Origin of the sequence: Streptomyces sp. NPDC017202, assembly GCF_044331705.1 — a bacterium.
Taxonomy (GTDB): Bacteria; Actinomycetota; Actinomycetes; order Streptomycetales; family Streptomycetaceae; genus Streptomyces.
Genome location: NZ_JBIRNP010000018.1, coordinates 34828 through 55330 on the forward strand (window position 1 = coordinate 34828; position 20503 = coordinate 55330).

General features: G+C 74.1%; 15 protein-coding genes. 10 read left to right on the forward strand and 5 right to left on the reverse strand.

From position 1 onward, the window contains the following. Positions 1 to 42 precede the first annotated feature (42 nt). The 3 genes from ACH4N1_RS27300 to ACH4N1_RS27310 are packed head-to-tail and all read left to right on the forward strand — an operon-like array spanning position 43 to position 2643. Positions 43 to 1479 (forward strand): S8 family peptidase, encoded by a 1437-nt coding sequence (locus tag ACH4N1_RS27300; protein ID WP_398101007.1) that lies wholly within the window; start codon positions 43 to 45, stop codon positions 1477 to 1479. 7 nt (positions 1480 to 1486) lie between these two features. Next, the gene (locus tag ACH4N1_RS27305) at positions 1487 to 2125 is read left to right on the forward strand and encodes an RNA polymerase sigma factor (protein WP_382784947.1); all 639 of its coding nucleotides are present in this window, start codon (positions 1487 to 1489) and stop codon (positions 2123 to 2125) included. Between the two features lie 5 nt (positions 2126 to 2130). After that, on the forward strand, positions 2131 to 2643 hold the full coding sequence (locus ACH4N1_RS27310; protein ID WP_398101009.1) for a hypothetical protein: 513 nt from the start codon (positions 2131 to 2133) through the stop codon (positions 2641 to 2643). A gap of 368 nt (positions 2644 to 3011) precedes the next feature. On the opposite strand, the gene ACH4N1_RS27315 is transcribed toward ACH4N1_RS27310, so the two are convergent. The 4 genes from ACH4N1_RS27315 to ACH4N1_RS27330 form a co-directional block, all read right to left on the reverse strand. Next, the gene (locus ACH4N1_RS27315; protein ID WP_398101011.1) at positions 3012 to 5231 is read right to left on the reverse strand and encodes an NADP-dependent isocitrate dehydrogenase; all 2220 of its coding nucleotides are present in this window, start codon (positions 5229 to 5231) and stop codon (positions 3012 to 3014) included. A gap of 223 nt (positions 5232 to 5454) precedes the next feature. Further along, a complete protein-coding gene (locus ACH4N1_RS27320) occupies positions 5455 to 6546 on the reverse strand; it encodes a mechanosensitive ion channel family protein (RefSeq protein ID WP_398101013.1) in 1092 nt (363 codons plus the stop codon). Positions 6547 to 6768: 222 nt separating this feature from the next. Further along, entirely contained in the window at positions 6769 to 8301 is a 1533-nt protein-coding gene (locus tag ACH4N1_RS27325; protein ID WP_398101015.1) for an amino acid permease, read from the reverse strand. A gap of 69 nt (positions 8302 to 8370) precedes the next feature. Further along, positions 8371 to 9366, reverse strand: coding sequence for a hypothetical protein (locus tag ACH4N1_RS27330; protein WP_398101017.1), 996 nt, complete (start codon positions 9364 to 9366; stop codon positions 8371 to 8373). 321 nt (positions 9367 to 9687) lie between these two features. Between ACH4N1_RS27330 and ACH4N1_RS27335 the strand changes: the two genes are divergently transcribed. From ACH4N1_RS27335 to ACH4N1_RS27355, 5 genes are all read left to right on the forward strand, one after another. After that, positions 9688 to 11127 carry an FGGY family carbohydrate kinase gene (locus tag ACH4N1_RS27335; RefSeq protein ID WP_398101018.1) on the forward strand — a complete coding sequence of 480 codons (1440 nt, stop codon included), beginning with the start codon at positions 9688 to 9690 and terminating at the stop codon, positions 11125 to 11127. A 163-nt stretch (positions 11128 to 11290) separates the two neighbouring features. Further along, entirely contained in the window at positions 11291 to 12727 is a 1437-nt protein-coding gene (locus tag ACH4N1_RS27340; RefSeq protein ID WP_398101019.1) for an FAD-dependent oxidoreductase, read from the forward strand. Next, positions 12724 to 13017 (forward strand): hypothetical protein, encoded by a 294-nt coding sequence (locus tag ACH4N1_RS27345; protein ID WP_398101021.1) that lies wholly within the window; start codon positions 12724 to 12726, stop codon positions 13015 to 13017. The genes ACH4N1_RS27340 and ACH4N1_RS27345 overlap by 4 nt, the downstream gene beginning before the upstream one ends. Beyond that, on the forward strand, positions 13014 to 14381 hold the full coding sequence (locus ACH4N1_RS27350; RefSeq protein ID WP_398101022.1) for an NAD(P)/FAD-dependent oxidoreductase: 1368 nt from the start codon (positions 13014 to 13016) through the stop codon (positions 14379 to 14381). Before ACH4N1_RS27345 ends, ACH4N1_RS27350 begins: the two co-directional genes overlap by 4 nt. A gap of 39 nt (positions 14382 to 14420) precedes the next feature. Next, a complete protein-coding gene (locus ACH4N1_RS27355; RefSeq protein ID WP_398101138.1) occupies positions 14421 to 16340 on the forward strand; it encodes an ABC transporter ATP-binding protein in 1920 nt (639 codons plus the stop codon). A gap of 244 nt (positions 16341 to 16584) precedes the next feature. On the opposite strand, the gene ACH4N1_RS27360 is transcribed toward ACH4N1_RS27355, so the two are convergent. Continuing rightward, on the reverse strand, positions 16585 to 18606 hold the full coding sequence (locus ACH4N1_RS27360; protein WP_398101023.1) for an N-6 DNA methylase: 2022 nt from the start codon (positions 18604 to 18606) through the stop codon (positions 16585 to 16587). Between the two features lie 147 nt (positions 18607 to 18753). Between ACH4N1_RS27360 and ACH4N1_RS27365 the strand changes: the two genes are divergently transcribed. Beyond that, entirely contained in the window at positions 18754 to 18945 is a 192-nt protein-coding gene (locus ACH4N1_RS27365) for a hypothetical protein (protein ID WP_398101024.1), read from the forward strand. Between the two features lie 283 nt (positions 18946 to 19228). Continuing rightward, entirely contained in the window at positions 19229 to 20491 is a 1263-nt protein-coding gene (locus ACH4N1_RS27370; RefSeq protein WP_398101026.1) for a protein kinase, read from the forward strand. Positions 20492 to 20503: the final 12 nt, after the last annotated feature.

Here is a 20503-nt window from a genome sequence, read left to right on the forward strand (position 1 = left end):
CGGGTCTGATAGACGAGCATCGGGTTCAGGGGAGGACGGGTCATGGCACCACGGAGATTCCACGAGCAGTTCGGTCAGATCCAACGCGCGCTGCCGGGCGTGCCGTTGGCGATGGGACCGGACGACTCCGCCGAGTTCATCTACGAGAAGGGCGTCGTCCTCGCACGCGACGGCGAGGAGGCCCAGGTCGTCGAGGACGCCGTCCGCACCCACTTCACCGCGGCCCCCGATCTCACCCCCGACCACGTGCGCCGGGCCGGACCGCAGGCCAACCGCTCCGGCATCACCCGCATCCAGGTCGCCGACCCCGGCCAGGGCGTGCCCGGCACGGACCGTGCCGTCGCGGGCGCCCTGCGCGCCCTGCGCGGCACCGAGGACCGTGTGGGCCGCCGGCTGGTCAGCCGCAACCACGTGGTGTCCATCGCGGTCAACGCCTGCCCCGGCGACGAGCCGGTGCCCGCCGCCTACGACGCGACGCCCAACCCGGCCCCGGCGCAGGCCGCCCACGACCCGGCCGGCGCCGTCGGCGTGCTCGTCGTCGACACCGGCCTGATGCACGACCACCGCTCCTACCCCCTCCTCGCCCGCACCGGGGGCGACGCGCAGATCCGGGAGACCGACGACGACGGCGTCCTCCAGCAGTACGTCGGCCACGGCACGTTCATCGCCGGGCTCGTCGCGGCCGTCGCCCCCGACACCGACATCACCGTGCGCAACACCCTCAACGACGCCGGCGCGATCCTCGAGTACGACTTCGGCGACAAGCTGTTCGAGGCCGTCGAACAGGGCGGCTGGCCCGACATCCTCAGCCTCTCCGCCGGCACCTCCAACGGCCGCGTCGACGGCCTGCTCGGCGTGGCCGCCTTCATGGAGGAACTGCGTTCGCAGCACACCCTGTTGGTGGCCGCCGCGGGCAACAACGCCAGTGCCACGCCCTTCTGGCCCGCCGCCTACGCCGCCCTGCCCGAGTACGCGGACGCGGTGCTGTCGGTCGGCGCGCTGCGCGGCGACGGGGAGTTCGGCGCCTGCTTCAGCAACCACGGCCCCTGGGTACGGGTCTACGCCCCCGGCGAGCGCCTCACCAGCGCCCTCACCGGATTCGGCAGCCCCGTCCCGTACGTGTACCAGCACTCCACCTACGACGCCTGCCGCTACGGCTTCACCTACGCCTGCACCTGCCAGTCGCCGCGCCACACCGGGGTGTTGAGCGAGGAGCGGGCGGCCGGCACGGGCAAGCCCGACCAGGTCATGTTCGAAGGACTGGCCTCGTGGAGCGGCACCTCCTTCGCGACGCCCGTCGTCGCCGGTCTCGTCGCCGCGCACATGACGGCCAACGGCCTGACCGACCCGCGCGCCGCCGCCCGCGAACTGCTCGCCGCGCACGCCGAACCGGCCGAGGTGCGCGGAGCCCACGTGCCGGCGCTGCTGCCGGCCACCTGGACACCGGTGCCCGTCGGGCAGCCGGCCGTGCCGGCGTGAGGGCGTCATGAGGTCCGGGTCCGGCCCCGTCACGGCGTACGATGACGTGCCGTACACAAGGGGTGGGACCGTGGACCGTAGTGAAGTCGGCGCGCTCGTCCGGTCCGCCGTCGACGGCGACACGGCGGCCTGGAAGGCGATCGTGGAAGGGCTGAGCCCGCTGGTGTGGTCCGTCGTGCGCGCGCACCGGCTCTCCGACGCCGACGGGCACGAGGTGTACCAGACCGTGTGGTTCCGGTTCGCCCAGCACCTCGGGCGGATCCGCGAACCCGACAAGGCGGGTTCCTGGCTGGCGAGCACCACGCGCAACGAGTGCCTGAAAGTGATCAAGAGCCTGCGCCGGCTCACCCCGACGGACGATCCCCAGCTGCTCGACCGGGTCAGCGAGGACCGTACGCCGGAACAGTCGGTGCTGGACTCGGAGGAGGCGGCCGCGCAGAGCGAGCGCGTCCGCCACCTCTGGCAGGAGTTCGAGGCGCTCGGTGAGCGCTGCCGGCAGTTGCTGCGGGTGCTGATCTCCTCGCCGCCGCCCAGTTACCAGGAGGTCTCGGCCGCCCTGGGCATCGCCGTGGGCAGCATCGGACCGATGCGCCAGCGATGCCTGCGCCGCCTGCGGGCCCGACTCGACGCACGGGGAGCCTTGTGAGCCACATGGACGACGACATGGACGACGACACCTTCGACGGCGACGCCTTCGACGACACCCGCCACGACGCGCGGTCCGACCGGCAGTCCGACCACACGGGCCTGGAGGCGGAACTCCGCGAGGCCGCCGCGATCCTCGACCCGGTACCGGCCGAGCTGCGGCTGCTCGCCGTCGAGGCCTACGCGCTGCACGACCTCGACGCGAAGATCGCCGAGCTGACCTTCGACTCGCTGGTCGACGCCATCCCGGTCAGGGGAGCGGTGGACGTCCCGCGGATGCTCACCTTCCACACCGGCGGGCTGACCGTCGACGTCGAGGTGACCTCCCGCGGCATCATGGGCCAGCTGCTGCCCCCGCAGTCCGCCTCCGTCGAGGTACTCGACGGCCCCCGCGCCGGAGCGGCCCTGACCGCCGACGACATGGGCCGCTTCACCAGCGAGGCCCGGCCCACCGGCCCGTTCGCCCTGCGCCTGCGCGCGGGCGGCGAGGTGGTGGTCACCGAGTGGATGCGCGCCTGACACCGTCCACCGCGTGACCGCGTGACCGCGTGACCGCGTGACCGCGTGACCGCGTGACCGCGGCAGTCCCGGCGGACGGGGCGGGAACCGGCCGGCCCCGGGGTGGGGGCGGCCCTCCCACGACAGGCCCCACGTGCCCACCAGGGCCCGCGCCCACCGGGCCCCGCGTCCGTCAGCCGGAGACCGCGTCGACCAGTTCCGCGACCGCAAGCGGCCTGATCAAGGTGCCACATCACCGTGCCCCGCCCGGCGTGCCCCTCCGCCCGACACCTGCCCCCGCCCCGAGTCGTGGTCGTGACCGCGCCCGGACGCGCCTCCGCCCCGGCCGGGCGGTGTGCCGGTCGGGGCGGAGGTTCGGCGGACGGGCGTCAGCTCAGGGAGGCGAGCAGCTCGTTCCAGGTGGCCGACGGGCGCATGACCGCCGCCGCCTTCGCCGGGTCGGGCTGGTAGTAGCCGCCGATGTCGGCCGGCTCGCCCTGGACGGCGTTCAGCTCCTCGACGATCTTCTGCTCGTTCGCCGCGAGGGTCTCGGCGAGCGAGGCGAAGGCCTTCGCGAGGTCGGCGTCGTCGGTCTGCTGCGCCAGCTCCTGCGCCCAGTACAGGGACAGGTAGAAGTGGCTGCCGCGGTTGTCGATGCCGCCGACGCGACGGGTCGGGGACTTGTCCTCGTTGAGGAAGGTCGCCGTGGCGCGGTCGAGGGCGTCGGCGAGGACCTTCGCGCGGGAGTTGCCGGTGAAGTCGGCGTACTGCTCCAGCGACGGGACCAGCGCGAAGAACTCACCGAGGGAGTCCCAGCGCAGGTAGTTCTCCTTGACCAGCTGCTGGACGTGCTTCGGCGCGCTGCCGCCGGCGCCCGTCTCGAACAGGCCGCCGCCCGCCATCAGCGGGACCACCGACAGCATCTTGGCGCTGGTGCCCAGCTCCAGGATCGGGAACAGGTCGGTGAGGTAGTCGCGCAGGACGTTGCCCGTGACCGAGATCGTGTCCTCGCCACGTCGGATGCGCTCCACCGACAGCTTGGTGGCCTCGACCGGGGCGAGGATCCGGATGTCCAGGCCCTCGGTGTCGTGCTCCGCCAGGTACGCCTCGACCTTGGCGATGAGCTGCGCGTCGTGGGCGCGGGTCTCGTCCAGCCAGAACACGGCCGGGGCGCCGGTGGCGCGGGCGCGGGTGACGGCCAGCTTGACCCAGTCGCGGATCGGGGCGTCCTTGGTCTGGCAGGCGCGGAAGATGTCGCCCGCGGCGACCGGCTGCTCCAGGACGACGTTGCCGGCCCGGTCGACCAGGCGGACCGTGCCGGCGGTCTTGATCTCGAAGGTCTTGTCGTGGGAGCCGTACTCCTCGGCCTTCTGCGCCATGAGGCCGACGTTCGGGACCGAGCCCATGGTCGACGGGTCGAAGGCGCCGTGGGCGCGGCAGTCGTCGAGGACGGCCTGGTAGACACCCGAGTAGGAGGAGTCCGGCAGCACCGCGAGGGTGTCGGCCTCCTGGCCGTCCGGGCCCCACATGTGGCCGGAGGTGCGGATCATGGCCGGCATCGAGGCGTCGACGATGACGTCGGACGGCACGTGCAGGTTGGTGATGCCCTTGTCGGAGTCGACCATCGCCAGGGCCGGGCCCTCGGCCAGCTCGGCCTCGAAGGAGGCCTTGATCGCGTCGCCCTCGGGCAGGGTCTCCAGGCCCTTGAGGATGCCGCCGAGACCGTCGTTCGGGGTCAGGCCGGCGGCGGCCAGGGTCGCGCCGTACTGCTCGAAGGTCTTCGGGAAGAAGGCGCGCACCACGTGACCGAAGATGATCGGGTCGGAGACCTTCATCATCGTGGCCTTGAGGTGCACCGAGAACAGCACGTCGTCGGCCTTGGCGCGGGCGATCTGGGCGGTCAGGAACTCGCGCAGCGCGGCCACGTGCAGGACGGAGGCGTCGACGACCTCGCCCTCCAGGACGGGGACGGACTCGCGCAGGACGGTGGTGGTGCCGTCCTCGCCGACCAGCTCGATGCGCAGCGCGCCGGCCTCGGAGATCACGGCGGACTTCTCGGTGGAGCGGAAGTCGTTCTCGCCCATGGTCGCGACGTTGGTCTTGGACTCCGACGACCAGGCGCCCATGCGGTGCGGGTGGGTCTTGGCGTAGTTCTTGACCGACGCGGGGGCGCGGCGGTCGGAGTTGCCCTCGCGCAGGACCGGGTTCACGGCCGAGCCCTTGACCTTGTCGTAGCGGGCCTGGACGTCCCGCTCCTCGTCGGTCCGCGGGTCGTCCGGGTAGGCCGGCAGCGCGTAGCCCTGCGCCTGCAGCTCGGCGATCGCGGCCTTGAGCTGCGGGATCGACGCCGAGATGTTCGGCAGCTTGATGATGTTCGCCTCGGGCGTCTTCGCCAGCTCGCCCAGTTCGTGCAGGGCGTCCGGGATGCGCTGGTCCTCGGTCAGGTACTCCGGGAACACGGCGATGATGCGTCCCGCCAGCGAGATGTCCCGCGTCTCCACGGAGACACCGGCCTGCGAGGCGTACGCCTGGACCACCGGCAGGAAGGAATACGTCGCCAGGGCCGGGGCCTCGTCAGTGTGCGTATAGATGATGGTCGAGTCAGTCACCGGTGCTCCGCTCCACGTCTGCAACATTGCTCGACATCAAGATATCTCGTGACCGACCCGGACTCGACAGGACCCCACGGCGGCCGGTCCTTTCCGGACCGGCCGCCGCACCCTGAGCTCTCCGCCCCTCGAGCTCTCCGCCCCTCGGGCCGTCCGGCCCCCGGGGCCCGAAGCCCTGCCGGTGCGTCCAGGGTGTCCGGGCCGGCCGGGTCGTCCGGCGGGATCAGTCGTGCAGGGCCGCGGGCGGCACCAGGTCCTCGCCCGCGCGCTGCTGCGGGATGACCACCGCGCCCTGCTGGAGCGCCACGGTGCGGGCGGGCGCCGGGATGCGGATGCCCTCGGCGCGGTAGCGGCGGTGCAGGCGCTTGATGAACTCGTGCTTGATCCGGAACTGGTCGCTGAACTCGCCGACGCCGAGGATCACCGTGAAACCGATCCGGGAGTCGCCGAAGGTGTGGAAGCGGACCAGCGGCTCGTGGTCGGGCACGGCGCCGGTGGTCTCGGTCATCACCTCGGTGACCACCTCGCAGGTGACCCGCTCGACGTGCTCCAGGTCGCTGTCGTAGGCGACCCCCACCTGCACCAGGATGGTCAGCTGCTGCTCGGGGCGCATGAAGTTGGTCATGTTCGACTTGGCGAGCTGCCCGTTGGGGATGACGACCAGGTTGTTGGAGAGGGCGCGCACGGTCGTCTGCCGCCAGTTGATGTCCTCGACGTAGCCCTCCTCACCGCTGCTGAGCCGGATGTAGTCGCCGCGCTGCACGGTCTTGGAGGCGAGGATGTGGATGCCCGCGAAGAGGTTCGCGAGGGTGTCCTGGAGGGCCAGCGCGACGGCCAGACCGCCGACGCCGAGGGCGGTCAGCATCGGCGCTATCGAGATGCCGAGGCTCTGGAGCGCGACCAGGAAACCGAGCGCCAGGACCAGCACCCGCGTGATGTTCACGAAGATGGTGGCGGATCCGGCCACCCCGGAGCGGGCGTGGGTGACGCTCTGCACCAGCCCGGCGATCACCCGGGCCGCCGACACCGTCACCGCGAAGATCAGCAGGACGGTCAGACTCTGGTTGACGGTGTGCTGGACGGGCCTGGTCAGCGGCAGTACGGCCGCCGCGGCCGCCCCGCCGCCCACCAGCGCCGCCCACGGCACGACCGTGCGCAGCGCGTCCACGACGACGTCGTCGCCGCTCCACTTGGTGCGCTTGGCGTGCTTGGCCAGCCAGCGCAGCAGCGTCCGCGACGCGAACGCCACCAACAGGCCGGCGGCCAGGGCTATTCCGGCGAGGACGGCGTCGTCGAGGGTCAGCGCGCGGTTCACCGGTCGCCTCCGGAGGGACGGTTCGCGGCGAAGGGGGGCGCCGACGGCCGGATGTGATGTGTCGTCACGTGGGTCACCTGCTCGGTTCCGGGAAGTGCGAAGTGCGGTCGCGCCCGTCCCGTGCACGGACGCGACCGCTCATCCTGCCGTATGCGCGACGGCGGTTCGTACCCGGTGACCGGCTCGGACGACCGGCTCGGACGACCGGCTCGGACGACCGGCTCAGACGATGCCTTCGGCCAGTTCCGCCTGTTCCTTGTCCGATCCGTACGCCGCCGCCGTGGGCGTGCCGTAGGAACGGCGGGCCACGAACCACCACACCGTGGCGAGGACCAGCACGACGACGAGGGCTAGGGACGCGTAGTTCATGGTGTCCGCCGTCACCGGGGACGACTGCGGCAGGCAGAACAGCACCGTCACACAGGCCACCCACACCACGGCGACCCAGCCGACCGGCCTGCTCCAGCGGCCCAGGTTCCAGGGACCCGGCCGGAAACGGTCCCCGGCGCGCAGCCGCAGCAGCACGGGGATGGCGTACGCGGGTGTGATGCCGATGACGTTGATCGCGGTGACCGCGCCGTAGGCGGTCGCGGAGTACAGCGACGGCAGGGCCAGGACGCAGGCCACGCCGACCGACAGCCACACCGCGGCGACCGGGGTCTGGGTGCGGGCGCTGACCTTGCGCCACAGGTGCGAGCCCGGCAGGGCGCCGTCCCGGCTGAACGCGAACACCATCCGGCTGGCCGCGGCGACCTCGGCGTTGCCGCAGAAGAGCTGCGCGACGATCACCACGAGCAGCAGCGCGCTCGCCCCGTCCGTGCCGAGCCCGTCCAGGAGGATCTGCGCGGGCGGCACGCCGGTCGCGGTGGCGCGCGTGGCGTCGTAGTCCTGGATGGCGAAGGTGAGGCCCGCCAGGAGGGCGAAGCCCGCAGCCCAGGACACCCAGATCGAGCGGACGATGCCGCGCGCCGCGGACACCGACGCGTTGGCGGTCTCCTCCGACAGGTGCGCCGAGGCGTCGTAGCCGGAGAACGTGTACTGGGCCAGCAGCAGGCCGATCGCCGCCACGTACACCGGGTTCTCCCAGCCGGTGTCGTTGACGAACTCGCCGAAGACGAAGGACGGGGAGCGGTGGTGGTCGGGGACGACGGCCAGCGCGCCCACGATGAGCGCCACTCCGGCCAGGTGCCACCACACGGAGACCGAGTTCAGGACGCTGACCAGGCGGACCCCGAACAGGTTCAGCACGGCGTGCAGCAGCAGGATCGCCATGAAGATCAGCATCGTCTTCTCCGGCGTCGGCTCGAAGCCCCACTGGAGGTTGGCGAACGCCCCCGCGAACAGGGCGGCGCCGTAGTCGATCCCGGCGATCGCGCCGAGCAGTCCGAGCAGGTTCAGCCAGCCCGTGTACCAGCCCCAGCGGCGCCCGCCGAGCCGGTCCGCCATGTAGTACAGGGCGCCCGACGTCGGATACGCGCTGGTGACCTCGGCCAGCGCGAGCCCCACGCACAGCACGAACAGCCCCACCCCGGCCCAGCCCCACAGCATCACCGCGGGGCCGCCCGCGCCCATGCCGAAGCCGTACAGGGTCATGCAGCCGGAGAGGATCGAGATGACGGAGAAGCTGATCGCGAAGTTGCCGAAGCCGCCCATGCGGCGGGCCAGCACGGGCCGGTAGCCCAGTTCGCGTAACCGCTGCTCCTCGTCTGGTCGCGGGACGGGGGTGGCGAGCGGTGGTTCGGTAGCGCCGGACATGCCAAATCCTCCGAAGGGGGTTCGAGCGGATACGTAAGAGTGGTCGGACGAGTGTGTGATGACGGCCCGTCAGTCGGGCACGTGCCGCGCGGCCGGTCGGCTGCGGGTGCGGGCCTGGAGGAACACCTGCACGGCCTGGCCGTGATCACCGGGCACCGCGGTGCGGTACGCCCAGGGCAGGGGCGTGCAGTAGGGGCCGATCGCGTCGAACACCCCTGCCGCGTCGGCGAACCGGTGCGCACCCCACAGCGCGTGGGCGAGATGGTTCAGGTCGAGCGGGGAGCGCTCCGCGGCGGCGCTGCGCCCGAACCACGCGGTGTGCGCGTGCAGCGCCTCACGGGCGGCGTCGTCGGCCACCCAGTGCAGGTCGAGGGCGGCCTCCCGCCCGCCGCCGCGCCGGTAGCGCTCGACCCGCACGTACAGCGGCAGGACGTGCAGCGCCGAACCCGGCGGGGCGTTCTGGGAGGCCAGTTGGGCGAATCCGGCCGCCTCCGCCAGCCGCCCGGACGCCGCACGCGCGTAGAGGAACTGGAGCATGCGGTGGTGGGCCTCGCGGTTGTGCGGGTCGCGCTCGACGGCCTCCGCCAGCAGCCCCCACGGGCCGGGCGGCAGGGTCGGGTCCGGCGGCGGCGCCCGGTGCTCCTCCCACGACTGCTCGCGGTCCAGCTGGGCCAGGGCCAGCAGGCACACCCACGGCACCGGGTCGGCCGGCGCGGCCCGGGCGGCGCTCTGGCTCAGGTCCCAGGCCTCGATCCACAGTTCGTGCGTACGGCGGTGCCGCTCGCGGTGCGCGCGCAGTGCCCGCTCGACGGCGACCCGCGCCGCCATCACGGCGGCCGGCACACTGTCCGGCTCCTCGGCGAGCCAGGCCCGGACCACATCGGTCCCGGCCGCCCCCGCGGCGAGCACCTGGGTGCGCTGCGTCCACTGCCACCACCGCGTCGTGCGCTCCAGCAGGGTCCGCATCGACAGCCAGCGGCCGGTGCGCACCTCCTGCAGGGCCGCCCGCAGTTCGCCGTCGTGGCCCGCGGGATCGTAGGCGGGGCGTGCTCCGTCTCTGGCCATCAGCCGCTCGCTCCCGGTCGGGAATGGGGCGGGACGGCAGGGTGGAGTAACAACAGCCCTCCTCGGGGCGGCAGATGAGGAGATCGCCTGGGTCGGCGGTCACTATAGGGCCCGGCCCGCACCGCTCACACCCGTTTCCGGATCGATCCGACCAGGCTTGGTGATACTGCAACTGAGCGGTGATCAGGCGGCGTTGGAGTGGCCGGATCGATGCAGGTGGGGACGGCCGGCGCCGCTTGACGGGGCGGGCCGCCCGGAGGCAGGCTGAGGCCGCCGATCACCGACGGGGCCAAGGCCGCCGATCACCTGGGAAGGGACGTGATGACGGGTCCGGTACTCGCCGTCGACCAGGGCACGTCCGGCACCAAGGCCCTGGTCGTCTGCCCCGAACGCGGCGTCCTGGGAACCGGGTTCGCGGCCGTACACCCCCGCCACCTGCCCGGCGGCCTCGTCGAGGTGGACCCGGCCGAGCTGTACGCCTCGGTGCTCGACGCCGGCCGGTGCGCGCTGGCCGAGGCCGGTGAGCCCGTCGTGGCGCTCGGCCTCGCCAACCAGGGCGAGACCGTCCTCGCCTGGGACCCGGCGACGGGCCGCCCGCTCACCGACGCCCTCGTCTGGCAGGACCGCCGCGCGGCCGCCCTGTGCGCTGAACTCGCCCCGCACGCAGAAGAGTTACGGCAACTGACCGGTCTGCCCGTCGACCCGTACTTCGCCGCCCCCAAGATGGCCTGGATCCGCCGTCACCTGACCACCCGGGGAGTCGTCACCACCAGCGACGCCTGGCTCACGCACCGCCTCACCGGCGCCTTCGTCACCGACGCGGCGACCGCCGGCCGCACCCAGCTCCTCGACCTCGACCGGGTCACCTGGTCACCCCGCGCCCTCGGCCTCCACGGGCTGGACGGGGAGCGGCTCCCGGAGATCGTCGACAACGCCCAACCCGTCGGTACGACAAGCGAGTTCGGGTACGACATCCCGCTCACCGGCCTCGCCGTCGACCAGCAGGCCGCCCTCCTCGCCCAGCGCGTCACCGCACCCGGCACCGCCAAGTGCACCTACGGCACCGGGGCGTTCCTCCTCGCCCCGACCGGCGGCACCCCCCGACGAGGCACCTCGGGCCTGGTCAGCTGCGTCGCCTGGCGGCTCGCCGGACGCACCGACCACTGCCTCGACGGCCAGGTGTACACCGCCGCCTCCGCCGTGCGCTGGCTCACCGACCTCGGCGTCATCGCGGGCGCCGCCGACCTCGACACCGTCGGCGCGTCCGTACCCGACAGCGGCGGCGTCACCTTCGTCCCGGCGCTCGCCGGACTCGCCGCCCCCTGGTGGCGCGGCGACCTGCGCGGCTCCCTGACCGGACTCGGCCTGGACACCACCCCCGGACACCTGGTGCGCGCCCTGTGCGAGGGCCTGGCCGCCCAGGTCGTCGAGCTGGCGGAGGCCGCGGCGGCCGACCTCGGCACCCCCCTGACCCTGCTGCGGGTCGACGGCGGCCTGACCCGTTCCGCCCTGCTCATGCAGACCCAGGCCGACCTGCTGCAACGCCCGGTCGAGGTGTCCGCCCTGCCCGACGCGACCGCCCTCGGCGTGGGCGCCCTGGCCCGCCTCGGGACCGCCGACGGCACGACCCTCGCCGAAGCGCTCCCCGAGACCGAGCCGTCGGCGGTGTACGAGCCCCGCGTCACGCCCGACGAGGCGGCGGACCGCCTGGGCCGCTTCCGCGCCGCGGTGAAGGTCCTGCTGGACGGGGCCCCGGCATGACGGTGACCGTCGGGGGTCTGTGGGGCGGTGCCTCCGGGGTGATGGTGGACGCCGGGGGTTCGTGGGGTGGTGCCTCCGGGGTGACGGCCGCCGCCGAAGGCCCGCGGGACGGTGTCTCCGGCACGGCGGCGACAGCGGACGCTCTGTCGGACGGGGCCCCGGCATGACGGTGACCGCCGAAGGGCCGCTGCCCACGGACCCGTACGACGTCGTGATCGTCGGCGCGGGGGTCGTCGGCTGCGCCGTCGCCCGCGAACTGGCCCGCCGGCCCCGCCTGAAGGTCGCGCTCGTCGAGGCCCAGGACGACATCGGGCAGGGCACCTCCAAGGCCAACACCGCGATCCTGCACACCGGTTTCGACGCGGTCCCCGGCTCCCTCGAGGCACGGCTCGTCCGCGAGGGAGCGCGCCTGCTCACCGCGTACGCCGCCGAGTCCGGCATCCCCGTCGACCCGGTCGGCGCGCTCCTGGTGGCCTGGGACGACGAACAGCTCGCCGCCCTGCCCCGCCTCGCCGAGAAGGCCGAACGCAACGAGTACCGTGCTGCCCGCCTCCTCGGACCGGCCGAACTCTACGCACGCGAACCCCACTTGGGCCCCGGCGCGCTCGGCGCCCTGCACGTGCCCGGCGAGAGCGTCGTCTGCCCGTGGACGACCCCGCTGGCGTACGCCACCCAGGCGGTCCGGCACGGCGTGGACCTCCACCTCAACGCACCGGTGACGCACGTGAGCCGACAGGACGGCGGCCACGCGCTCGGCACCGCCCGGGGCACCCTGCGCGCCCGCCGCCTCGTCAACGCGGCCGGACTGCACGCCGACACGCTGGACACCCTGCTCGGCCACGACGACTTCACCGTCACCCCGCGCCGCGGCCAGCTCATCGTCTTCGACACCCTCACCCGCGGCCTCGTCCGCCACATCCTGCTGCCCGTCCCCACCGCCCTCGGCAAAGGCGTGCTCGTCGCCCCCACCGTGTACGGCAACGTCCTGCTCGGCCCCACCGCCGAGGACCTCGACGACAAGCGGGCCACCGGATCCACCGCCGAGGGCCTCGCCGCCCTGCGCGCCCAGGGCGCCCGCATCCTGCCCGCCCTCCTCGACGAGGAGGTCACCGCCGTCTACGCCGGTCTGCGCGCCGCCACCGAGCACGAGGACTACCGCATCACCGCCCACCGGGACGCCGGACACGTCACCGTCGGCGGCATCCGCTCCACCGGCCTCACCGCGTCCCTCGCCATCGCCGCCCACGTCACCGCCCTGCTGGCCGACGGGACCGGCCTCGACCTGGGTCCCGCCCGGCCCCTGGAGCCGGTGCGCATGCGCGACCCGCGCCCCGCCGCCGACCGCATCGCCGCCGACCCGGAGTACGGCACCCTCGTCTGCCACTGCGAGCGCGTCTCCCGCGGCGACCTCCGCGACGCCCTCGCCGGCCCGATCCCGCCCCGCACCCTCGAAGGCCTGCGCCGCCGCACCCGCGCCCGCGCGGGCCGCTGCCAGGGCACGCACTGCGGCCCCGAGGTCCGCGCCCTCCTGGCGGAGGCGACGGCCGCGGCGGCCCCGCCGGGCAAGACGGGGGAGCCGGGGAAGACGGAGGCGGTATGACGACCGGACGCGGGTTCGACGCCGTGGGGCTCGGCGCGGGGCACGACCGGCCCGACGCGGGGCACGACCGGCCCGACGCGGGGCACGACCGGTTCGGCGCGGGGCACGACCGGTTCGGCGCGGGGCACGACCGGTTCGGCGCGGGGCACGACCGGTTCGGCGCGGGGCACGACCGGCCCGGCGCCTCCCGTGGTCCCGGCCGCGGGACCCACGGCGCCGCTTCCGTCCGATCCCTGCCGGTGGAGGCGTCGGCGGTGCCCGCCCGGCCGGGGAAGGCGAGGCCGGCATGACCGCCGCACGCGAGGTGGACGTCCTGATCGTGGGCGCGGGCCCCGCCGGACTCGCGGCCGCCGCCCGCCTCGCCGCGGCGGGCGCCGGGCGCGTCGAGGTCCTGGACCGCGAACGGCAGCCCGGCGGAACACCCCGCCACTGCGCGCACGGCGGCTACGGCACCCTCCTGCACCCCCTGACCGGCCCGGCGTACGCCCGCCTGCTGGTCGCCGCCGCCGGGCGGGCCGGCGCCACCGTCCGCCCCGGCGTCACCGCCCTCGACTGGGCCGGCCCGCTGTCCCTGCACACCGTGGGCCCCGACGGCCCCGAGACGCTCACCGCGCGCGCGGTCGTCCTCGCCACCGGCGCCCACGAACGCCCGCGCGCCGCCCGTCTGGTGCCCGGCACCCGCCCGGCCGGCGTCCACACCACGGGCGAACTCCAGCGCGCCGTCCACCTCCACGGGCAGCGCATCGGGACACGGGCCGTGGTCGTCGGCGCCGAGGACGTCTCCTACGCGGCGGCCGGCACCGTACGGGCCGCGGGCGCCACCGTGGTGGCGATGCTCACCGAGCACGCCCGCCCGCAGATCGCCGCGGCCCGCGCCGCCGACGCCCGCCTGCGCCACGGGATCCCCCTTCTCACGCACACCACCGTCGCCGAACTCCTGGGCCAAGGACGCCTGTCGGGCGTCCGCGTCCGGCACCGCGACGGCCGGACGGCCGTACTGCCCTGCGACACCGTCGTGTTCACCGGCGACTTCGTCCCCGACCACGAACTGGCCCGCCGTGCGGGCCTGTCGCTCGACCCCGGCACCCGCGGCCCCGCCGTCGACGGCACCCTGCACACCTCGCGACCGGGCGTCTTCGCCGCCGGCAGCCTGCTGCACCCCGCGGAGAGCGCGGCGACCGCGGCCCGCGACGGCGTCCACGCGGCGGGCGCCGTCCTGGACCACCTCGCCGATGCCGACACCCGAACCGGCACCGATACCCGAACCGGCACCGATACCCGAGCCGGCACCGGCACCGGCACCCGTACCGAACGCCGGACGGCCGGCACCGGACGCCCGCCCGCCGTCCCCCTGACCGTGGACCCGCCCCTGCGCTGGATCGCCCCGAACCGCGTCACCCCGGCCGACCGGCTCCCGTACGTCCTGCGCACGGCGACGGAACTCACCCGCCCGGTCCTGCACGTCACCCAGAACGGCCGCGTCCTGCACCGCGAGCGGCTGCGCACCGCACTGCCGAACCGCACCCTGCGCCTGCCCGCCGACTGGACCCACCGCGTCGACCCCGACGCCGGCCCGGTCCGGGTGACGGTCGCCCCGCACGGCGTTTTCTCGCACGGTGCTTTCTCGCAGGGTGCTTTCCCGCCGCCATGTTGACCTCAACTCCGGTCGAGGTCCTACGGTCTCTCCATGAGCATGGAGACCACCGCCTGGACGCAGCTGTACAGCGTCATGCACGCCCGGCACGAACGCCGCCCCTTCAACCGTGCCGCGCTGCGCCGCATCGGCGCCTTCGCCCGCCCGCACCGCCGCCGTATCGTCGCCTTCGTCCTCATCGGGGTGGTGACCGCGCTGTTCGCCGTGGCCACGCCCGTCCTCGCGGGCCGCGTCGTGAACACGATCGTGTCGCACGGCGACGGCGCGACCGTCGTCCGCCTCGCCCTGCTCATCGCGCTGATCGCCGTGCTGGAGGCGGCGTTCGGCATCCTGGGCCGCAGGCTCTCGGCGGCCCTGGGGGAGGGGCTCATCCTCGATCTGCGCACCACGGTCTTCGACCACGTGCAGCGGATGCCGGTCGCCTTCTTCACCCGCACCCGCACCGGCGCGCTCGTCTCCCGCCTCAACAACGACGTCATCGGCGCCCAGCGAGCCTTCAGCAACACGCTGTCCGGAGTGGTCAGCAACCTGGTCACCCTGGTCCTCACCCTCGCCGTCATGCTCACCCTGTCCTGGCAGGTCACCCTGCTCGCCCTGGTCCTGCTGCCGGTGTTCGTGGTGCCGGCCCGCCGCATGGGCCGCCGGATGGCCGAGATGCAGCGCGAGGCGGCCGCGCTGAACGCGGTGATGGGCACCCGCATGACGGAACGCTTCTCCGCGCCCGGTGCCACCCTCGTGAAACTCTTCGGCCGCCCCGAGCAGGAGTCCGCCGAGTTCGCCGAGCGCGCCGCCCGGGTCCGCGACATCGGCGTCCGCACGGCCACCGCCCAGTCGGTGTTCATCACCGCCCTCACCCTGGTGTCGGCCCTGGCCCTCGCCCTCGTCTACGGCCTCGGCGGCCGGCTCGCGCTGGACGGCACCCTCGACCCCGGCGCCGTCGTCGCCCTCGCCCTGCTGCTGACCCGCCTGTACGCCCCCCTCACCGCGCTCGCCGGGGCTCGCGTCGAGGTGATGAGCGCGCTGGTCAGCTTCGAGCGCGTCTTCGAGGTGCTCGACCTCAAGCCCCTCATCGAGGAGAAGCCCGACGCCCGCGAGGTGCCCGAGGGCCCGGTCGCCGTCGAGTTCGACGACGTCCGCTTCGGCTACCCCTCCGCCGACAAGGTCTCCCTCGCCTCCCTGGAGGAGGTCGCCGCCCTCGACACCCGCGACGGCGCCGAGGTCCTGCACGGCGTCTCCTTCCGCGCCGAACCCGGCCAGACCGTCGCCCTCGTCGGCTCCTCCGGCGCCGGCAAGTCGACGATCGCCCAGCTGCTGCCGCGCCTGTACGACGTCGACGAGGGCGCCGTCCGCATCGGCGGGGTCGACGTCCGCGACCTGAGCGCCGGTTCCCTGCGGGCGACGCTCGGCATGGTCACCCAGGACGGCCACCTCTTCCACGACACCGTCCGCGCCAACCTGCTCCTCGCCCGGCCCGAGGCTCCCGAGGACGACCTGTGGGACGCCCTGCGCCGGGCCCGCCTCGACGACCTGGTCCGTTCCCTGCCCGACGGCCTGGACACGGTCGTCGGCGAGCGCGGCTACCGCCTCTCGGGCGGCGAACGCCAGCGCATGACCATCGCCCGCCTGCTGCTGGCCCGCCAGCGGGTCGTCATCCTCGACGAGGCCACCGCCCACCTCGACAACACCTCCGAGGCGGCCGTCCAGGAGGCGCTCGCCGAAGCCCTCCAGGGCCGTACCGCCGTCGTCATCGCCCACCGCCTGTCCACCGTGCGGTCCGCCGACCTGATCCTGGTCGTGGAGTCCGGCCGCATCGTGGAACGCGGCACGCACGAGACCCTGCTGGCGGCGGACGGCCGGTACGCACAGCTGTACCGCACCCAGTTCGAGAGGCCGGCGACGGAGGCGACGGTGACGGAGGCGACGGTGACGGCGGTGACGGCGGTGGCGACGACGGCGTGAGGCGGGCCTGCCGGTACGGGGCGGTGCCTGTACGGGGCGGTGCCTGCCGGTACGGGCGCCCGGCGCGCCCGGCGCGGCCGGCCGGGGCGCGGCCGGCGCCGGTCAGTCCCGCCCCGCCGCCGCCGTGCCCGCCCCGTCGGGGCCGGTCACCCCCCCCGCACCCCGCCGCCCGGGTCACGATCGCCCTTCTGACGGAGCTGTACCGCGACGGCTGAAGGACCGTGCGTCCGCCGCGGCCCGGACGTCAGACGTCCAGCCCACCCGCGGCCAGCAGATCGGTCACGTCGCTCACCAGGCCCCTGCCCGTGCCGTCGGCGCTGACGAGCTGCTCCTCGAAGGTCTCGAGGGTGCGGAAGACCTCGGCGTACGCCGCCTGTTCCGCCAGGGGGAGCTGGAGCACCTGCAGGCGCCGGATGTCGACCCGTGACGAACTGGAGGCGTGGGTGCCCGCCTGACGGCCGTTGGAGGGCGCGCGCAGGCAGCCGGCGAGGAAGTGGGCGTCCAGTTTCGCCGGGTCGACCCGGAGCGCGTGGAGCTGCGGCCCCAGGGCCGTCGGAGGCCCTTCGTGCACCCACGCCTTGAACGCGCGCACCACTCCGGCGACCACGACGTCGCCCGGTTCGGCGATCACCGGCGCCGTCCCGGGGGCGACGAGCCCACTGGGGGTGCCGTCCGTCAGCAGGTCGGAGACGGTGAGCAGGGGCACGGAGGCGGCGCCGGGTTTCGTCGTGCCGTCGGGCGGCTGCTGTCCGGCGCGCATCGACAGCGCACCGGCCTTGACGAGGTCCCCGACGGTGGCCATGGTCTGCGGTCTGTCGGTCTCCACCCTCAGTTCCGCCAGCCGCTGGGCGCCGCGGGCCAGGTCGGTGAGGACCGACCCCAGTTCCTTCCAGGTCTTCGCGAGTTCGAGGCCGGACGGCTCGGTGCTCAGCGAGGTGTAGCGCCCCGGTGTGACGTCCACCTCGTCGTCCAGGAGGTCGATGAGCGGGACGCGGACGGCGCCGTACGGCGGGTCCGTGTCGGGGCGGTCGAGAGCCTCCAGCGCGGAGAGCACGAAGGCGTCGAGCGCCTCCCAGGCGGGACCGGAATCGCGTGTGCCGGCTCTCGCGAAGCGGGTCGCGTCGACGAGCAGCGCGTCCTGGCCGGGCGGGGTCGCGCCCGGTCCGTCCGGTGCGGCCCTGAGGATCCACAGTTGGAGCGAGACGCTGTGCGGCTGCGCGCTCCCCGGGGGCAGCGCCACCACGGCCCGGAGCGCGCCGGTCCGGAGCAGGGAGCCTCGGATGCGCCGGCCGGCCTTGCGCGAGGCGACCGCGGGGGGCAGGACGACGACGGCCGCCCCGCCCGGTGCGAGATGGGCGAGCAGATGCTGCACCCAGGCCAGTTCCGGCTCGGTCCGCGGCGGCAGACCGTGTGTCCAGCGCTGGTCGGTGGCGAGTTCCTCGTAGCCCCAGTCGCGTTCGTTGAACGGCGGATTGCAGAGCGCGATGTCCGCCCGCGGACCGGTGAAGGGGTCCTCGCGCAGGGCGTCCGCCGTGGCGATCTCCGTGCGGGCTTCGTGCTCGTCCGCCACGAACGCCAGCCGGGCCGCGGCCAGCGCGGCGAGGGCGGGGTCCCGTTCGCAGGCCAGTACCGCCAGGCCCGGGCCGGCACATTCCCGCATGGCCGCGGCAGCCAGGTGCCCCGTGCCGCAGGCGGGGTCGAGGACCGTGAGTTCCTCGTTGCCGTTGCCGTTGCCGTCGCCCGAGCGGTCGCCGTCGCCCGAGCCGACGCGGACGCCCAGCGCGATCCGGGCCATGAGGGCGGCGAGCGGGGGAGGCGTCGTGCTCAGCTGGCGCACATGGGTCTCGAGCCATCGCTGGAGCAGGAACTCGAACGTCTCGCGCGCCCCCTCGGTCCGTCCCAGCTCCGCCGCCTCGTCGACCAGCTCCTCGGCTCCGGGAGTGAGTTCCACCGGCGAGGTTCGTGAGCGGGGGGAGCGCATACGGCGGGCCGCCTCGGCGATGGCCAGCCCCGACTCGTCCCGGCTGCCGAGTGCCTCGAACCGGGGCCACAGCAGCTCGCGCCCGCCGATGGTGTCGAGCTTGCCGTTCTCCCTGAGCCACCGCTCGACCTCCGCGAGGGAGAACTGGGGGCTGACGTCCGTGCCGCCGATCCGGGTGGGGAAGGAGTCGTGGCGTCGGCGCCAGTTGCTGACCGCGGCCCGGCCCACGCCGGCGATCCGAGCGATCTCGGCAAGGCTGACGGGTACGGAACCGGTGGTGCTCATCGACAGTCTCCGAGGTGCTGGGCTCTTGCACGGGCCGGTGGGGGCGAACTTCGGGCGGCTTCACAAGAGAGGCTACTACGCCCATTAACTGTGTTCACAGTACAAATATTTGGGTTTGGTGTGCAGGAAATGTGGAGGACGGGAGAAATGCAGAGATTCACGCCGGGAACGGTGCTCCTTGATCGTTACCGGCTCACATCGGTGCTCGGTCACGGTCTGATGGGCCACGTCCGGCAGGGGCGCGACCTGCGGCTGGAGCGGCCCGTGGCCGTGAGGACCGTCGCCGCCGAACTCCTCGCCGTCCCCGTCGTCGCGGACTCCGCCGTCCCCGTCCCGTGAGCCCTGGGCGACCTCGTCACCGCTCTGCTCGCCGAGCGTCCGCGGGACCGGCCCTCCTCCGCGACCGAGGTGTACGTGGCACTGGCCCCCCATCTCCCCGCGTCGCGCCCCGAGCCGGCACTGCGTCCCGCAGCGCCGGAGGACCCCCGGTGTCCCTTTCCGGTCCCGCAAGGGCCGGGACCCGTGTGAGCGGTGAGAAAATGGCCGCGCCGACCGGGTGGGCGACCCCGCCCGGCCGCGGGATGTCGAGGGCGCCGGGGCGCCGGGACGGGGGACGGGTGCGATGCGGCGAAGCCTTGGACGCTACGAGCTCACCCGGGAGCTGGGCCGCGGCGGCATGGGGGTCGTCTGGGCGGCGACGGACCGGAGCAACGGCCACGAGGTGGCGGTCAAGCTGGTCGCCCCTCGCGCGGGAGGCGCGGGGTTCACCTCCCTGGAACGGCGCTTCCTCCGCGAGGCGCGGCTCACCAGCCGCCTGCGCCACCCGGGCATCCCGGCCGTCCACGACCACGGCAGCCACGAGGGCGAGCTCTACCTCGTCATGGACCTGATCCCCGGCCGCGCCCTCGACGCCGTCCTGAAGGGCGAGGGCCCGCTGCCCGTCGAGCGGGTCGCGGACATCGCGGGGCGTACGGCCGAGGTGCTCGCCTATGCGCACGCCCAGAACGTCGTGCACCGCGACCTCAAGCCCTCGAACCTGATGATCACGCCCGGGGGCGACGTCAAGGTCCTCGACTTCGGTGTCGCCGCGGCCCTCGACCCGCAGCCCGGCGAGACGCGCTTCACCGCGGCGAACGCCACCCCGGGCACGGTGGTGTACATGGCCCCCGAGCAGGCCGTGGGCCAGGCCGTGCCCGCCAGCGACCTGTACTCCCTGGGCTGTGTGCTCTACGAGCTGCTGACCGGTGTCCCGCCCTTCGCCTCCGGCGGCCCGTTCATGCTGTACCACCGGCACGCCCACGACCCGGTGCCGCCGATCGAGGACCGCCGCTCCGGGGTGCCCGCCGCACTGCGGGAGCTGGTGTACGCGCTCCTGGAGAAGGAGCCGGAGGACCGGCCCGTCTCCGCGACCGAGGTGGCCGTCCGTGCGGCCGCCTGCGCGCCCCCGCGGGTGAGCCCCCCGGCGCCGAGGATCCCGCATCCCCGCCTGGCCGAGACGGACCGTCTCCGCAGGGCGGGCCGGCCGGCACACGCCCTGCGGGAGTACGCCGAGCTGACGGCCGACGCCGGGCTCGCACCGGACGACGTGCTCGCCGCCCGGGTCGGACACGCCCTGTGCGTGGGGGCCCTCGGCCGCACCCGCGAGGCGCTGGACGAACTGCGGTCCGTCCTCGCCGAACAGCGCGGCCTCCTGGGACCGGACGATCCGGAGGTGCTGGACACGCGCTACGAGATCGCCGTGCTGCTCGCCCGCACGGGTGAGCGCCACGCGGCGACCGAGCTGCTGAGCCGCCTGGTGGGCGACGAGGAACGCGTCCTGTCCGACACCGACCCCCGGCACGGCCGGTCCCGCACGCTGCTGAACCGCCTGCGCCGCATCACCTGACGCGCCCCACCC